The sequence below is a fragment of the Flavobacterium columnare genome, from assembly GCF_014844295.1.
Classification (GTDB): Bacteria; Bacteroidota; Bacteroidia; order Flavobacteriales; family Flavobacteriaceae; genus Flavobacterium; species Flavobacterium columnare.
On the sequence record NZ_CP054494.1, the window covers coordinates 2,070,593 to 2,084,540 of the forward strand.

The following is a 13,948-nucleotide window of genomic DNA, read 5'->3' on the forward strand; positions in this document are numbered from 1 at the left end:
TTTGCTATTCCATTTCACCTCGAATAGGCGACTCAAAGATAGTTTTAAAAATGGAAAATCCAATATTTTGACCTAATAAAAACATTAATTTTGTTATGGCAGCTTCTGTAGTTATATCTTTTCCCGAAATTACGCCTATTTGTTTTAGTTGTGAACTTACTTCATAATGTCCCATACTAACACTACCACCTGAACATTGGGTTACATTAACAATGTGAATTCCTTTTTGTATAGCTTGATCCAATAAATTAATAAACCAATCCAAAGTAGGTGCGTTGCCTGATCCGTAGGTTTCCAATACAATGCCTTTGAGGTGAGGGATTGATAGAATAGCATTAATAACGGATTCTGATATACCAGGAAACATCTTTACGATGGCAACATGGGTGTCAAATTGAGTGTTAACCTGTAGTTTGTTGTTTGGATTTTTTTTTAGAAGGTATTCTTCATTAACTTTTAAGTGAACTCCAGACTCAGCCAAAAAAGGGAAGTTTGGTGAGATAAAGGCATTAAAGTGCTCTGCGCTTATTTTTGTAGTACGATTACCTCTATAGAGTTTGTATTCAAAATACAAGCAGACTTCTGATATAATAGGTTTTTCCTTTTCTTGCAAAGAAGCAATTTGGATGGCGGTTATTAAATTTTCCTTTGCATCGGTTCTTAAATCGCCTATAGGTAATTGTGAGCCTGTAAAAATTACAGGTTTCCCTAAGTTTTCTAACATGAAGCTAAGAGCAGAAGCAGAATAGGACATAGTATCTGAGCCATGCAAAACCACAAAACCCTCATACTGATTATAATGGGTTTCTATAATTTGAGCTATTTTTACCCATCCTTCTACATTCATATTTGAAGAATCTATAGGGTTTTCAAAGGAAATGGTGGCTATATTACAATCTAATAGTTTTAATTCAGGTATGTTTTTTAGTAATTTATTAAAGTTAAAGGCTTTTAATGCGCCTGTTTCGGCATCTTTTACCATGCCAATAGTACCTCCAGTATAAATTAGTAATATGCTGGGTTTAGAGATTCTGCTCATACTTTAATTTATTAACCACTGGATTAGCATACATAGCCAAGAAGTTTTCCATCATTTTTTGATTCTTACTATCAATACGCATTTCTAAACGTCTTTCAAAAAGAGATTTCTCTTGTGGGCTATATTTTGATTCAAATTGTTTGGATTTAAAAAGTAAATCATAAGCAATATAGTTCGTAGGCCACAAATGATACGATTGAAGGATAGAGGCATCTATGGTTTTAACAACTTCTTGAATTTGTTTATTGCTATTTGAATTTTCAGATTGAATACGATCTAGTTCAGAATCGAGTATGTTGCCTATATGAATATGAATGTGTTTTTTTTGACCTATGATACCCCTTAGAATGTTATTAAAGTCCTCATTAGAACTTTTTTGATATATTTCGTTATTAGCCTCTGCCATTAGTTGTGGCATCTTTAGAGCATCGGTTGGGTCGTATTCGTAAGAAATAGAAACGGGAACGATTTTAATTTGTTTAAAATATTCTAAAACGTTTTGTTCGCCAGCAGCCATGGCTAACATTTTTAATACGCCTGTTTGGGTGGCATCATGTCCGTCTTTAGTTCTCCCTTCTCTTTGTGCTATCCAAACGGACCGGTTTTCGCGTAATAACAAATGTCTTATATATTCAGACATTAATTGTGAGCTTTGTAGAAGCTCTCTAGGAGGCAATCCTCTTTGAACAATAAAATTGCGATTTAAACGTGATAATGAGCGTAAAAAATCTTTTTTAACTAAATTGTCGCCTATTGCCGATGCCGTCATGACAAGACCATGGTCAAATAAGGAAAGATTAAGTAAAGAAGTATCAAGTATGATATCACGATGGTTAGATATGAAAAGATAAGAAGTATTAGGTTCTAATTTTTCAAATCCAGAAGTACTCAGCCCATCTGAACTCTTTTCAACTATTTTTTTTATAGCTTGGTATAAAAAATTACATTGGAAATCACGAATTGAATGTGTTCGTAACAACTGCTCTTTCCAAATGTTGTCTTCTACATTTGGAAAAGCAAAATTCATGATTTCTTTTATAATAGGATGATTTGCCGCGTTTCGTAATGCCTGATTTACTTCAGCATCATAATACGGTCTTATAGCATCAAATTTTGGCATTGCAAATTCAATTTTCTAATACAAATGAACAAAAAAATAAACAAATTTGAATAAAGAAATACTAAAAACCGAATAGTTATCCTATTTTATATTTTCTTTTGTATCTTAAAATGTTAAATACCAAATATTTCCTTAGAATTTTGAGTTGTTATAGAGGCTATTTCTTCAAGAGTACAATTATAAATTGCAGCTAATTTTTGTGCAACTAATGTAATATATCCGCTTTCATTTCTTTTTCCTCTATGAGGTGTAGGAGCTAGATAAGGAGCGTCCGTTTCTAATACTATATGTTGAAGATCAATTTGATTTAAAAACTGATCAATTTGTCCGTTTTTAAAAGTAACTACTCCCCCAATACCTAATTTTAAACCATAGTTGATAGCTTTTAATGCTTGTTCATAAGTTCCTGTAAAACAATGAAAAATGCCAAAAAGTTCGCTTCCTTTTTCTAATTCTAATACTTCAAATATTTCATCAAACGCATCACGACAATGAATGTTAATAGGAAGCTTGTGTTTCTTTGCTAATTGTATTTGGTGTCTAAAGACTTTCTTTTGAATTTCTAAAGTTGATTTGTCCCAGTATAAATCAATGCCAATTTCACCAATTGCATAAAATTTTCTTTTGGTTAACTCTTCTTCTACTAGGGCTAATTCTTGTTCATAGCTTTCGGGTTTTACATAACAAGGATGCAGTCCCATCATTAGAAAAACATTTTCAGGATATTCTTTTTCTAGATCATACATTTTTTGTAAATAGCTAGAATCAATGGCAGGAATAAAAAAACGATTAACTCCGAGGGCTATTGCTCTTTGAATGCTTTCAGAACGATCGTCGGCAAATTGAGATGAATATAAATGGGTATGGGTATCAGTAAGAATCATAATTTTTAATTTTTTTAATCAAGCAAAGTTACTTTTTCTATAACAAATTGAAAAATGATCATTTAAGATCCAAAACCTGCTTTTGTATTCAATGAGACTCGAATTCGTTGTGTTTACTTAAGGAAAGACCAACAATCTATTTGAAATGGAAAAGTAAATACTATTTTTACGATCATTTAGATGATAAATAGACTTACTGATCAGATGTTCACTTCGAATCTCACGCGAAATTTAGGTTTTAGGAATAATCAGAACTTAATAGATTGCAATTACTATCAAATTCTTTTACTTTGTATTGGGTGTTAAAAAGCTCCTGTTTTATTTCATTTCCATTGCCTACAATAACAATTAAACAATTATCTGCTAAAAAATATTTTTGAGCTACTCGAAGAATATCTTCAGGTTGTACAGCATTTATTTGTTGAATGTAATTCCGATAAAAATCATGAGGAAGTTTTTGAATTTCACGATTTAGAGCGTAGCGGGCTATAGATTCTGATTTTTGAGATTGCATAATAAAATGACCAATATATTTTGATTTGACTAATGATAATTCCGAGTCATTTACTAATTCATTCCGTAATTTTTGAATTTCTTTTACTATTTCATCAATAGCGTTAGCAACTACTTCGTTACGAACTTGTGTTGAAACTTTAAATTTTGTTGTAGTTTTACTTGCCGATACAGAAGAGTAAGCGCCATAAGTCCAGCCTTTGTCTTCTCTTAAATTTAGAAACAAACGACCATCAGCACCTCCGCCTAAAATTTGATTAGCCATGATAACTGAAAAATAATCGGGACTATTCATGGGGAAATGAATGGTATTTACAACACTAATTTCTGTTTGAACAGCATTGGGAAGATTAACCCAATTGATTTCAGTCGTATCAATTGTTGGGGGAATGGAGAGGATTTGTGTGGGCGAACTATTTTTCGACCAATCAGAAAATTCAGATCTAATTTTTTCTTTGACAACATCCAATTGAATATCACCGATAATTATCAGATAAGCATCTTGGGGCCTAAAAGAGGTATTGTAATTGTTTTGTATATCAGCAAGTGACACATTTTTTAAGGTATCTTCGGTTATAAATTCACCTTTTGGATGAGAAGGACCAAATATTAATGCGTTTTCTATTTTAGTCAGCGTATTTTGAACATTTTTTTCGTTTGATCGTAATGCTTCTATCATTTTTAAACGTTCTTTTTCCAGTTCTTCTTGTGTGAAATTAGGAAATAAAAGAGCTTGTGCGAAGAGTTCTATCATGCGACCTGCATATTTTGATAAACCCACGGCTTTCCCTCCAGTAGAATGTAAATAGAGTTCGAAACCTAATAAATCAGTTTCTTCATAAAAATTTTCTTTAGATATTTTTTTTGAGCCTTTGCCTAGTAAGGAGGAGGTAAGTGCATCCACCCCTTTTTTGTTACCTTCCGTAAAAAGATCTCTGTCGATTTGTAAGTGTAGAGAAACACGAGGGAGTTTATGATTTTCAACAACCAAAACTTTTAAACCATTAGAGAGTTCAAAACGATTGGGTTCTTGGAAATATAACTCAGGAAGTATGCCTGCCAGAGGTTGTATGTTTAAATCTAAATTCATAGTGTGTTTTTAGGCTTATATATTAATTCTAATCGTTGATTGGGGTTTAGGTATTTTTTGCTAATTAATTGAATTTCTTGTTGGTTAATATTGTCTAATAAGTCAAATTCAGTATTGATTAAGTGGATGTTTTTGTATAAGAGATGAAAAGTAGCTAAATCATGAGCAATGGTTTCTAAATTAGCTTTATTGTCAATCAGATGGTTTTGGTATTTGTTTTTTAATTTTAAGAAATCGTGATCAGAAATAGGATTTTTTTGTAATTGTTGTATTTCTTCATCAATTTCTTTCTTTAGATCATTTAAATCAATTCCATTCATAGGTAGGGCGTAAATAATGTATAACCCATAATCTTCCAAAGAAAGGTTGAAAGCACCAACTTGAAGTGCCATCTTTTTTTTATCTACTAATTTTTTATAGAGTTTAGAACTTTGTCCGTCGCTAAAATAACTAGAAATAAAGTCTAATACTCTTGAATCTTTTTCCTTCATAGAAGCAGTACGATAAGCAAGGACTAACATAGGAATTTGTATGTTTTCGTCCTGATATTCGGCAAAAAGGGTGTTTTTGATAGGATCTTCAATTATCTTCTGGCGTTCAATTTTAGAGCCAGAAGCAATAGAGCCAAAATATTTTAGAATCCAGTTTTTTGTTTGTTCAGTTTCAAAATGGCCCGCTACTACTAAAACGGCATTATTAGGAGTGTAATATCTTGTGTAAAAGTTTTGGAACTCCGTTAGGGTAGAAGCTTCAATATCTTTTATTTCTCCAATGGTTGTATTCTGATAAGGATGGGTTGGAAAAAGATGTTTTTTAACTTGTGCTAATAATTGGCCATAAGGACGATTGTCATAACGCATTTTTTTTTCTTCCTTTACTACTTCTTTTTGTGTGTCAACTCCTATTTGATTGATAATAGCATGACGTAAGCGTTCTGACTCCATCCATAGAGCAAGTTCTAATTGGTGTGAAGGAAACATTTCGTAATAATAAGTTCTATCATCATTGGTATTAGCATTGTTTGTGCCTCCATTGGCTGAAACTAATTTAAACCATTCTCCTCTTGCTATATTTTGAGTGCCTTCAAAAAGAAGATGTTCAAAGAAATGAGCAAAGCCTTTTCTGTTTTCTGGGTCATCTTTTGAGCCTACATGGTACATTATAGATGTAACTACTGCTGGAATGGTATGGTCGGGATATAAAATAACGTCTAATCCGTTTTCTAAGGTATAAAGAGTAAAACGTAGTGGGGTGTTTTGAAGTGCGCCTCCTAAAGGCGATGTATCAAGTGTGCGCATAGGCAAGTTTTAAAAAGTACTATAAGTTATGATTATAGAAAAATATTTTTCACATAATAGATACCAAAAATACATTTTTAAATGATTGTGCTAAAAGGGATTAGTGTTTTTTATAGATATTTATATTTTTTCAAATGATAAGTTGTTGATTACGAAAGAAATTGTATATTTGCAAACTTAAAAATTAATAAACCATTATTGTTATGTACGCAATCGTAGAGATAGCAGGGCAACAATTTAAAGTAAGCAAAGACCAAAAAGTATTCGTACACCGTCTAGCTAATGAAGAAGGTTCAAAAGTTACTTTTGACAAAGTTCTTTTATTAGATGATAACGGAAACGTAACTTTAGGCGCCCCAGCTATAGAAGGTGCTTCAGTAGAAGCAAAAGTATTACAACACTTAAAAGGTGACAAAGTAATCGTTTTCAAAAAGAAAAGAAGAAAAGGTTACAAAAAAAGAAACGGTCACAGACAGTATCTTACTCAAATTTTAGTAGAAGGTATATCTGCTAGTGGTGCAAAAAAAGCAGCTCCTAAAAAAGAAGCAGCTCCTAAAGCAGAAGTAGCTACTGAAGAGGCAGCTCCTAAAAAAAGAGCTCCTAAAGCTAAAAAAGAAGATACTAACGAATAATATTAACTTTTAAAACCATTACATCATGGCTCACAAGAAAGGTGTCGGTAGTTCTAAGAATGGTAGAGAATCAGAATCGAAACGTTTAGGTGTTAAGATTTTTGGTGGTCAGGCTGCTCTTGCAGGGAACATCATTGTAAGACAAAGAGGTTCAAAACACAATGCTGGTGAAAACGTTTATATGGGTAAAGATCATACTTTACACGCTAAAGTTGACGGTGTTGTAGCATTTCAGAAAAAGAAAGACAACAAGTCTTATGTTTCTGTAGTTCCTTTTGAAGCATAGTCTTTATAGAACAATAAAAATCCAGAGCGTTCGCATAGCGAGCGCTTTTTTTATACCTTTGCTTTTTATTTTTATTATGAGTAAAATTAGAATTACGAAACAGTTTAATTTTGAAACAGGACATGCTCTTTATGGGTATGATGGTAAGTGTAAAAATGTACACGGTCATAGCTATAAGCTTTCTGTAACCGTTATTGGAAGTCCTATAGCGGATAGGGAAAATGTAAAATATGGAATGGTTATTGATTTTTCGGATTTAAAAAAAATAGTGAAAGATGAAATCGTAGATGTCTTTGATCATGCCACGGTTTTTAATGCAACTACACCACACATAGAATTAGCAAATGAATTAAAACAAAGAGGACATCATGTTATATTAGTAGATTATCAACCTACTAGTGAAAATATGGTAATTGATTTTGCCGCTAAAATTTCAAAACATCTGCCCTCTCAAATTAAGCTGCATTCATTGCGATTACAAGAAACAGAAAGCTCTTTTGCAGAATGGTACGCAAGTGATAATCTATAAAAAGAAGCTCCTTGTTTTTTATAAGACGATAAGAGTTTTAAAAGAAATAGAAAGCATAAGTAGTACAAAATCAAATAGTGCTTCTTATGCGACTTAAAGTTTCTTGTGATATTCCTAAAAAGGAGGCAATCATACCTAAGGGAACTCTTTGAATAATGTTTCTATTTTCTTCTAAGAGTTGTATGTACTTCTCTTTGGCTGTCATATATTGAAGTGAAGAGATCCTTTTAGACATTTGAAGCATGAATTTTCCTAAAATATACCGACTGAAATTAGCGGCTGTTAGAGAGTTCATGCATAATTCTTCTAATTTTTCATAATTGCAAGTTGTAATGATACAATTTTCCAAAGCTTCTATGTTATAACGAGTGGGTTTGTTTTCAAAAAGAGTATCAATATTGGCAGTTATCTTTCCTTCAGCATAAAAGTTTGTGGTAATATCTTTACCATTTTCAAAATAGAACATTCTTAGTAAACCTTCGTTTACAAAAAAAACAGTATGGTTGAATTGATTGTGCTGGCTCAATATATCACCTTTTTTAAAGCTTCTAGTTTTGCATTCTTCTTTTAAAAAACGTTCAATTTCATTATCAAATTTTATATGCTTCTTTAGTTCCTCAATCAAATCCATATTCACAGCGTTTTTACAAAAATATAAAAAAAAGACGTTCCAATACTTTGAAACGTCTTCACTGTTTAGTTTTGATGTAATTTGTGTTACGATGAGAAAAAATTATGAAATGTTGAGGTCTTTAAATATTTTTTTGATTTTTATTCTTAAAACCATCCATCCTAGAAGGAAAAAGACTAAACCTAAAATGAATAAATGCCAGAAAAATTTTAAAGTTAAATAGTTTGGCCCTTTTTCTATCACCATAATTTTCATTGCTTCCAAATAAGGTGTTAGAGGGATTATTTTACTAAAATTTTCTATAAATACAGGCATAGCATTACTTGGCCAAGTAAAACCACTAATGATGAATGCGGGAGATGCTATTACCATCAAAACTTGTGTTGCTTTAAGAGCATCAGGTATTAATATACTAAAAAAGACACCTAAATTAGTTGTGGCAATTATAAATGCACTCGTTAGTAAAAAGAAATTGATAATGTTATCAGGAATAGGTATTCTAAAATACAAAGCACAGAGATAAAACACAAAAATGTTTAGATACGAAAATAACCAAACAGGTAAACATTTAATAAACATTACCAAAATAGGGTATTTATGTTTTCCCGTAAAATCTCTTACAAAGGAATCTCTTTTAAATTCTTCCGAAAAAGTAACTGCCATAGCTAAAAGAATTACCTGTTGTAATACAACGGCCATTATAGCAGGCCACATAAAAAGAAGGTAATTCCCTGTAGTATTAAATAATGAAATATAATTAGTTTTAAAAGACTCTATGTTTTCTTTGGCTTGATTAAAATTCATTCCTTTTCTTTGAAACGATTTTATTTCTGCACCAGCGGAAAATGTACCTAGTGTTAACTGAATGGCTTTTGAAGCAAAATTAGACGTTAGAACATTAGAGTTGTTGAAATACACATTTATTTCAGGATATTTTTTTTGAAGAATATTCGCTTCAAATCTTTTAGGTATAATTATAGTAGCACTTGCTTGGGTTTTTATTATTTCTTCTTTTAAATTATAAGGTTCGTTTACATAATTCAAAACTTTAATTGTTTTGTTATCTTCCAGCATTTCAATTACCTGATAGGACATAGGAGATTGATCTTGATTGATTACCATTACAGGGATGTCTGTAATTTTTCCCTTTTGGTAAGTAAAACCTAGTAATAATGCGTAAATAAGAGGACCAATAAAAAAGACAGAAAGTATTGTTTTATTGGTTATGAATAATTGAAACTCTCTTTTTAATAAATATCTTAACTGTGTCATATTTTTTAGATGCTAAGATTATTTTAAAGTAACTCTTGAATTTACTAAAAGATTGTTTAGTTTTACTCGATCCGTTGGTATAACTTTTATTTCATAAACAGCTTCTCCTGGTTCATAATCGGGGTACGCTGTTGTAATATCAGCATATTTAGCCAGTTGTTTTATAGCCACTATGTTTCCCGTAAATTTTTGATCACTATAAGTAGACGCTATATTGATTTTCATACCCTTTTGGTAGTGAGATATTTTGCTTTCTGGTATCGTAAAACGAAAGAATGTTGAGTTAGGGATATAACCATTAAATAAAGGGTATCCAGCAGTTGCTAACTCGCCTACGTTTAAAGATATTGTTTCAATTTCCATAGCATTTGTTGCTATAATGTAGCGTTCAGAATATGCTACACTGGCTTCCTGTAAGACTCCTTTTGCTTGTGAAGCTTGTCCCTCTGCCATGCTTATTTTTTCAATTCTTGTGCCAATTTCAACATCATGTAATTCGGCATTAACAGCGTCTAATTGTGCTTTAGCACCTTGGTATTTGGCAAATGCTTCGTCGTATTGTTGTTGAGCCATTAAGCTATCATTAAACATATTTCGAGCTCTGTTATATGATTTTTTAGCATATTCAAATTGTTCAGAAAGTCCTTTTTGTTTAGCTCTTAATTGAAGTAATTGATCAGATGTTGCGCCGTTTTTTGCCATTTGAGCCTGTGCAATTGCCGCCGCTGTTGCTCCTTTTGCTTGTGCAATCTTTGCAGATACTTCGGGTACATCTAAAAGAGCCAATGTGTCGCCTGCATGTATCATTTGTCCTTCTTCAACATATATTTTTAAAATTCTGCCAGTAACTTTTGGAGCAAAAGAAATTGTTTCCTTTTTAGTTTTACCTTCTATTTCTTTTACAGGGGTATTGCAGGCTATTAGTGTACATAAGTTAATAATAGCTAATGTTTTTATGATATTTTTTTTCATTATAATAAGTTTGATTTTAAAATTTTTGAATATCTAAGCTTTGAGTTGATTTCATCAGTTCTATTGCGGCTCTTCTCTGATTAAAAATAGATGTTTGATATTCTAGCTCAGCCATTTGTAAATCGTTTTCTGCTTCAATTAATTGATTGGATTTTATCAAGCCATATTTAAATTCTTTTTCCGCTTGATTAAAAGCGCTTTGCGCAATTTCTTTTGCTTTTGCTCTTAGACCTATTTGTGCGTTAGCTATATTGTAGTTTGTTTGATTGTTCGCTAGATTTAATAATAATTTTCTTTCAGTGTCTGACTTTTTGTTTTCCAAAACTTCTTTCTCAATTTTAGATTTTTCTATTTCATGACTACTCTCGTTCCCGTCAAAAATCTCCCATTTAAAACCTAAATCAACTCGGAATATAGGGAAAAGATGTTTGTTGGTTAAATCCTGATTTAGTTTGCTATTATTGATATTTGGAAATAAATTTTTTGACGAAGATAGATGGCCATTATAAAACCCTAAGTAAGATAAAGATGTACCAGCTTGAACTTTTGGAATCCACCAAGTTTTATCAGCTTTTATTTTAGAATCTATGGCTTTCATCCCGTGATTCAGAGCTTTTAATTCTGCTCGATTATCAATATTATTGTTTAAAACAGCGTAATCTATTTTTTGAAGTATAGGTTCTATTAGAGCAATTTTTTCAGTTTCTATACCTGTTAGAATATGTAATTGTGCCGTTAATAGGTCTTTTTTACCTTCGTATTCAACTATTTTTGAGTTGAGTGTTGCTTCGGCTAAATCTATTTTTTGATAATCATATTTTGTTATCAGTCCATAGCCCAATGCTTTCTCTGCTAATTTTTTATTAGCGGCTAATCTTTTTAGCCCCTCATTCAAGACCTTTTTTGATTCAACTAGTAAAGCAAATTGATCGTAAGATTGTATGATTTGAGTGACTACTTCGTCTTCGTTTTTAGTATTAAGTGCTATTATTGCTCTGTTCTTTTCTTCAAGAGCCTGTTTTAAATATTTTATTTTTCCGCCAGAATAAATAAGAGCTTTTGCGTCAATTTTTGCTGCTCCTTCAAATCCTGATAAATTAAAATTATTGTCTAAAGCTCCTTCTGGAACTGTTATTCCAGGAAAGATTGGGTTGATAGGAGCAATATTAATTGCTTTAGAATGCGATATGTTTGTAATGTTAAGATATCCCGCTTTTCCCGATATATCTACCTTGGGTAAAAATATATCCTTAAGTTTTTGTTGATTTAATGCAATCGTTTTGGATTCTAAAACTTGATTTTTTATTGATGCGTCTCTTTTTAGAGCTTCGTTAATTAGCGTCTCAAGGCTCGGTGCTGTTTGAGCATTAAGGATAAGAGGAATTAACAAAAGCAATGTAGAAATGATTTTCTTGTAATGTTCCATTTTTTTCATTTGATTTACACTGCAAAGTTTTAACTAAAAAAAATGAAATCTTTTGATATATATCAAAAAGATAAACAAATGTTTGAAAAAGAATTTTACAAAAAAAAGGATACTATAGCGGTAGAAGTTCGTTTTTAAAAATTAAAAAAGAGAGTCGTTAGTTCTTACTTCCATTTTAAGCTTTCCATTAAAATTTTTAGATCATTTTTGATGTAGTGAGCTGCTGGCAAAACGGAATCAAAATTAGGTTTTGCGTAAAAATAAATAGATCCCATTAAGAAGTGTTTAGTGCTGTCAGTTACATAAAACTGAGATTGGGAGGCGGCGTTGCCTCCAACTTCATAAAACATGCCAAATTTCTTATGCTCAGAGTTAATGTAAGGCTGTTCAGTAATGTTGTCCGCCTTGACAACATGCTCATAAGTTAACTTTTGAGCATCGCGTAAAAGAATTTCGATATTGTTTTGTACAGGGCGGTAATTTAGATAGACAGTAGCTCTTAATTTAGGATAATCAATATGAAAATTACATTCACCTTGATCTTTTATTGTGCTTAATGAATTGTATTGAAAATCATACCCACAAGCTTTTTTGAAGTTGATATAATGAGGGTTCGGGTATTCTAGGCTTAAATAGGCTTTAGGTTTAGGCATAATGTCATTTTTGCAACTCGTTATGCTTAAACAAATTATGAGTGCAGATAAAAGCCTTTTTATGTTTTTATTCATGTTTAAAATGGTAAATCGTTTTCTATTGGGTTGTCAAAATTAGCACTTTTAGGTGTTTCTGACGAATTTTTAAACGATTCAGAGTCTTTTTTTGTAGTTAAAAAGGTAAATTCTGTTACTTGTATTTCAGTTGTGTATTTTGTAGATCCGTCTTCTGCTTGCCATTGTCTGGATTTGATACGTCCTTCAATGTATATTTTGTCTCCTTTTGTTAGGTATTTTTCACAAATTTCGGCAGCTTTATTTCGTACAACAACATTATGCCATTCGGTAGAAGTTATTTTTTCTCCAGTTGTTTTGTTAATATATATATCGTTTGTTGCTAGTGGAAATCGACCTATACAGTTACCCCCGTCAAAATAGTGCATTTTTACTTCATCTCCTAAATGCCCAATTAGCATCACTTTATTTAATGTACCGTTCATAATGGCTTATAGTATTTAATAATACCAAATATAGTTAAAAATTTAATATGGAGTCCTTTCTAAGAAATTATAAATGACAATAGGGGTTGGGAGCTTTTTCAATTCATGGTAAGACAGACCTACTTTATGCTGTACATTAATTTCTATTTTCCAAAAATTAATATCTAAATTTTGGTGAGAGAGTTTGTGAATTATTTGTTCATGTTCTAAAAGAGTTATTCTTTTAATATTGGAATATTGTTTCGAGATATAATTTTTTATCTCATTTGCTTCTTCTTTTTTAGACGTTTCAATAAGAGGTAATTCATACAAATTTTGCCAAATGTCTTTCTTTGTTCTTTGTTGGTATAGTACTTTTTGATTTTGATCAATAATAAGTAAATAGTGAAAATACCGATTGGTTTTTTTTGTTTTTTTTGTTTTAACAGGTAGATTGGCTATGTTATTTGTGCTTAATGCATAACAGCTATTTTGTAGAGGGCAAATAGCACAATTTGGATTTTGAGGAATACATTGTAGAGCTCCAAATTCCATAATGGCTTGATTAAATTGAGCCGGTTGATTAGGGCAAATAACCTCAGAAGCCATTTCAAAAAAAGATTTTTTCGTTTTAGATAAACTAATGTCTAGATCCAAGCCAAAATAACGAGCAATTACTCGATATACGTTGCCATCTATTACAGGGACGCATTCATTGTATGAAAAAGAGGCAATAGCAGCAGCTGTATATTCACCAATTCCTTTTAGTTTTTGAAGATCTTGGTAGTTGTTAGGGAATAAACCATTGTTTTGTTCTGTTAAGTATTTAGCTGTAGTATGAAGGTTTCTCGCTCTGGAATAATAGCCCAAACCCTGCCATAATTTAAGAACTTCTTCTTCATCAGCTTTTGCTAAATCTTGTATTTTAGGGAACTGTTTTGTAAAGGCTAAGTAGTAAGGAAGACCTTGAACCACACGGGTTTGTTGTAAAATTATCTCGGATAGCCAGATCAAGTAAGGATCTGTTGTTCTGCGCCAAGGAAGATCTCTTTTGTTATGCTGGTACCAAGCTATAATTATATTGCTAAAATTCATGCTCTTAAATTGGTACGCAAAAATAATTC

At 31.7% G+C, this 13,948-nt stretch carries 15 protein-coding genes; 3 read left to right on the forward strand and 12 right to left on the reverse strand.

The features are described from left to right. Positions 1 to 4: 4 nt before the first annotated feature. The 5 genes from HUE53_RS09020 to HUE53_RS09040 form a co-directional block, all read right to left on the reverse strand. Positions 5 to 1,039 (reverse strand): asparaginase, encoded by a 1,035-nt coding sequence (locus tag HUE53_RS09020; RefSeq protein WP_065213790.1) that lies wholly within the window; start codon positions 1,037 to 1,039, stop codon positions 5 to 7. Then, on the reverse strand, positions 1,023 to 2,159 hold the full coding sequence (locus tag HUE53_RS09025; protein WP_065213789.1) for a 1-acyl-sn-glycerol-3-phosphate acyltransferase: 1,137 nt from the start codon (positions 2,157 to 2,159) through the stop codon (positions 1,023 to 1,025). Before HUE53_RS09025 ends, HUE53_RS09020 begins: the two co-directional genes overlap by 17 nt. A 113-nt stretch (positions 2,160 to 2,272) precedes the next feature. Then, positions 2,273 to 3,043, reverse strand: coding sequence for a TatD family hydrolase (locus HUE53_RS09030; protein ID WP_014165152.1), 771 nt, complete (start codon positions 3,041 to 3,043; stop codon positions 2,273 to 2,275). 238 nt (positions 3,044 to 3,281) lie between these two features. Further along, positions 3,282 to 4,646, reverse strand: a complete 1,365-nt coding sequence (locus HUE53_RS09035; protein ID WP_065213788.1) for a M16 family metallopeptidase — start codon at positions 4,644 to 4,646, stop codon at positions 3,282 to 3,284. Further along, positions 4,643 to 5,944 (reverse strand): M16 family metallopeptidase, encoded by a 1,302-nt coding sequence (locus tag HUE53_RS09040; RefSeq protein ID WP_065213787.1) that lies wholly within the window; start codon positions 5,942 to 5,944, stop codon positions 4,643 to 4,645. The genes HUE53_RS09035 and HUE53_RS09040 overlap by 4 nt, the downstream gene beginning before the upstream one ends. Positions 5,945 to 6,147: 203 nt before the next feature. Between HUE53_RS09040 and rplU the strand changes: the two genes are divergently transcribed. From rplU to HUE53_RS09055, 3 genes are all read left to right on the forward strand, one after another. Next, positions 6,148 to 6,576, forward strand: coding sequence for a 50S ribosomal protein L21 (rplU, locus tag HUE53_RS09045; protein ID WP_014164141.1), 429 nt, complete (start codon positions 6,148 to 6,150; stop codon positions 6,574 to 6,576). 25 nt (positions 6,577 to 6,601) lie between these two features. Next, positions 6,602 to 6,862: a 50S ribosomal protein L27 gene (gene rpmA, locus HUE53_RS09050; protein ID WP_014164142.1), complete on the forward strand. Its 261-nt coding sequence runs from the start codon at positions 6,602 to 6,604 to the stop codon at positions 6,860 to 6,862. A 76-nt stretch (positions 6,863 to 6,938) separates the two neighbouring features. Beyond that, positions 6,939 to 7,391, forward strand: a complete 453-nt coding sequence (locus HUE53_RS09055) for a 6-pyruvoyl trahydropterin synthase family protein (protein ID WP_014164143.1) — start codon at positions 6,939 to 6,941, stop codon at positions 7,389 to 7,391. Positions 7,392 to 7,461: 70 nt separating this feature from the next. On the opposite strand, the gene HUE53_RS09060 is transcribed toward HUE53_RS09055, so the two are convergent. The 7 genes from HUE53_RS09060 to mutY form a co-directional block, all read right to left on the reverse strand. Continuing rightward, positions 7,462 to 8,022 carry a Crp/Fnr family transcriptional regulator gene (locus HUE53_RS09060; protein ID WP_014164144.1) on the reverse strand — a complete coding sequence of 187 codons (561 nt, stop codon included), beginning with the start codon at positions 8,020 to 8,022 and terminating at the stop codon, positions 7,462 to 7,464. A 102-nt stretch (positions 8,023 to 8,124) separates the two neighbouring features. Further along, complete coding sequence (locus tag HUE53_RS09065) at positions 8,125 to 9,294, reverse strand: ABC transporter permease (protein WP_014164145.1); 1,170 nt, start codon at positions 9,292 to 9,294, stop codon at positions 8,125 to 8,127. Between the two features lie 18 nt (positions 9,295 to 9,312). Next, entirely contained in the window at positions 9,313 to 10,266 is a 954-nt protein-coding gene (locus HUE53_RS09070; RefSeq protein ID WP_077225469.1) for an HlyD family secretion protein, read from the reverse strand. A 16-nt stretch (positions 10,267 to 10,282) separates the two neighbouring features. Then, positions 10,283 to 11,692, reverse strand: a complete 1,410-nt coding sequence (locus tag HUE53_RS09075) for a TolC family protein (RefSeq protein WP_041253299.1) — start codon at positions 11,690 to 11,692, stop codon at positions 10,283 to 10,285. Between the two features lie 164 nt (positions 11,693 to 11,856). Further along, positions 11,857 to 12,420 carry a gliding motility lipoprotein GldD gene (gene gldD / locus HUE53_RS09080; RefSeq protein ID WP_041253134.1) on the reverse strand — a complete coding sequence of 188 codons (564 nt, stop codon included), beginning with the start codon at positions 12,418 to 12,420 and terminating at the stop codon, positions 11,857 to 11,859. Positions 12,421 to 12,422: 2 nt separating this feature from the next. After that, a complete protein-coding gene (locus tag HUE53_RS09085) occupies positions 12,423 to 12,845 on the reverse strand; it encodes a single-stranded DNA-binding protein (protein ID WP_014164149.1) in 423 nt (140 codons plus the stop codon). Positions 12,846 to 12,887: 42 nt separating this feature from the next. Next, complete coding sequence (mutY, locus tag HUE53_RS09090; RefSeq protein WP_014164150.1) at positions 12,888 to 13,919, reverse strand: A/G-specific adenine glycosylase; 1,032 nt, start codon at positions 13,917 to 13,919, stop codon at positions 12,888 to 12,890. Between the last annotated feature and the right edge of the window lie 29 nt (positions 13,920 to 13,948).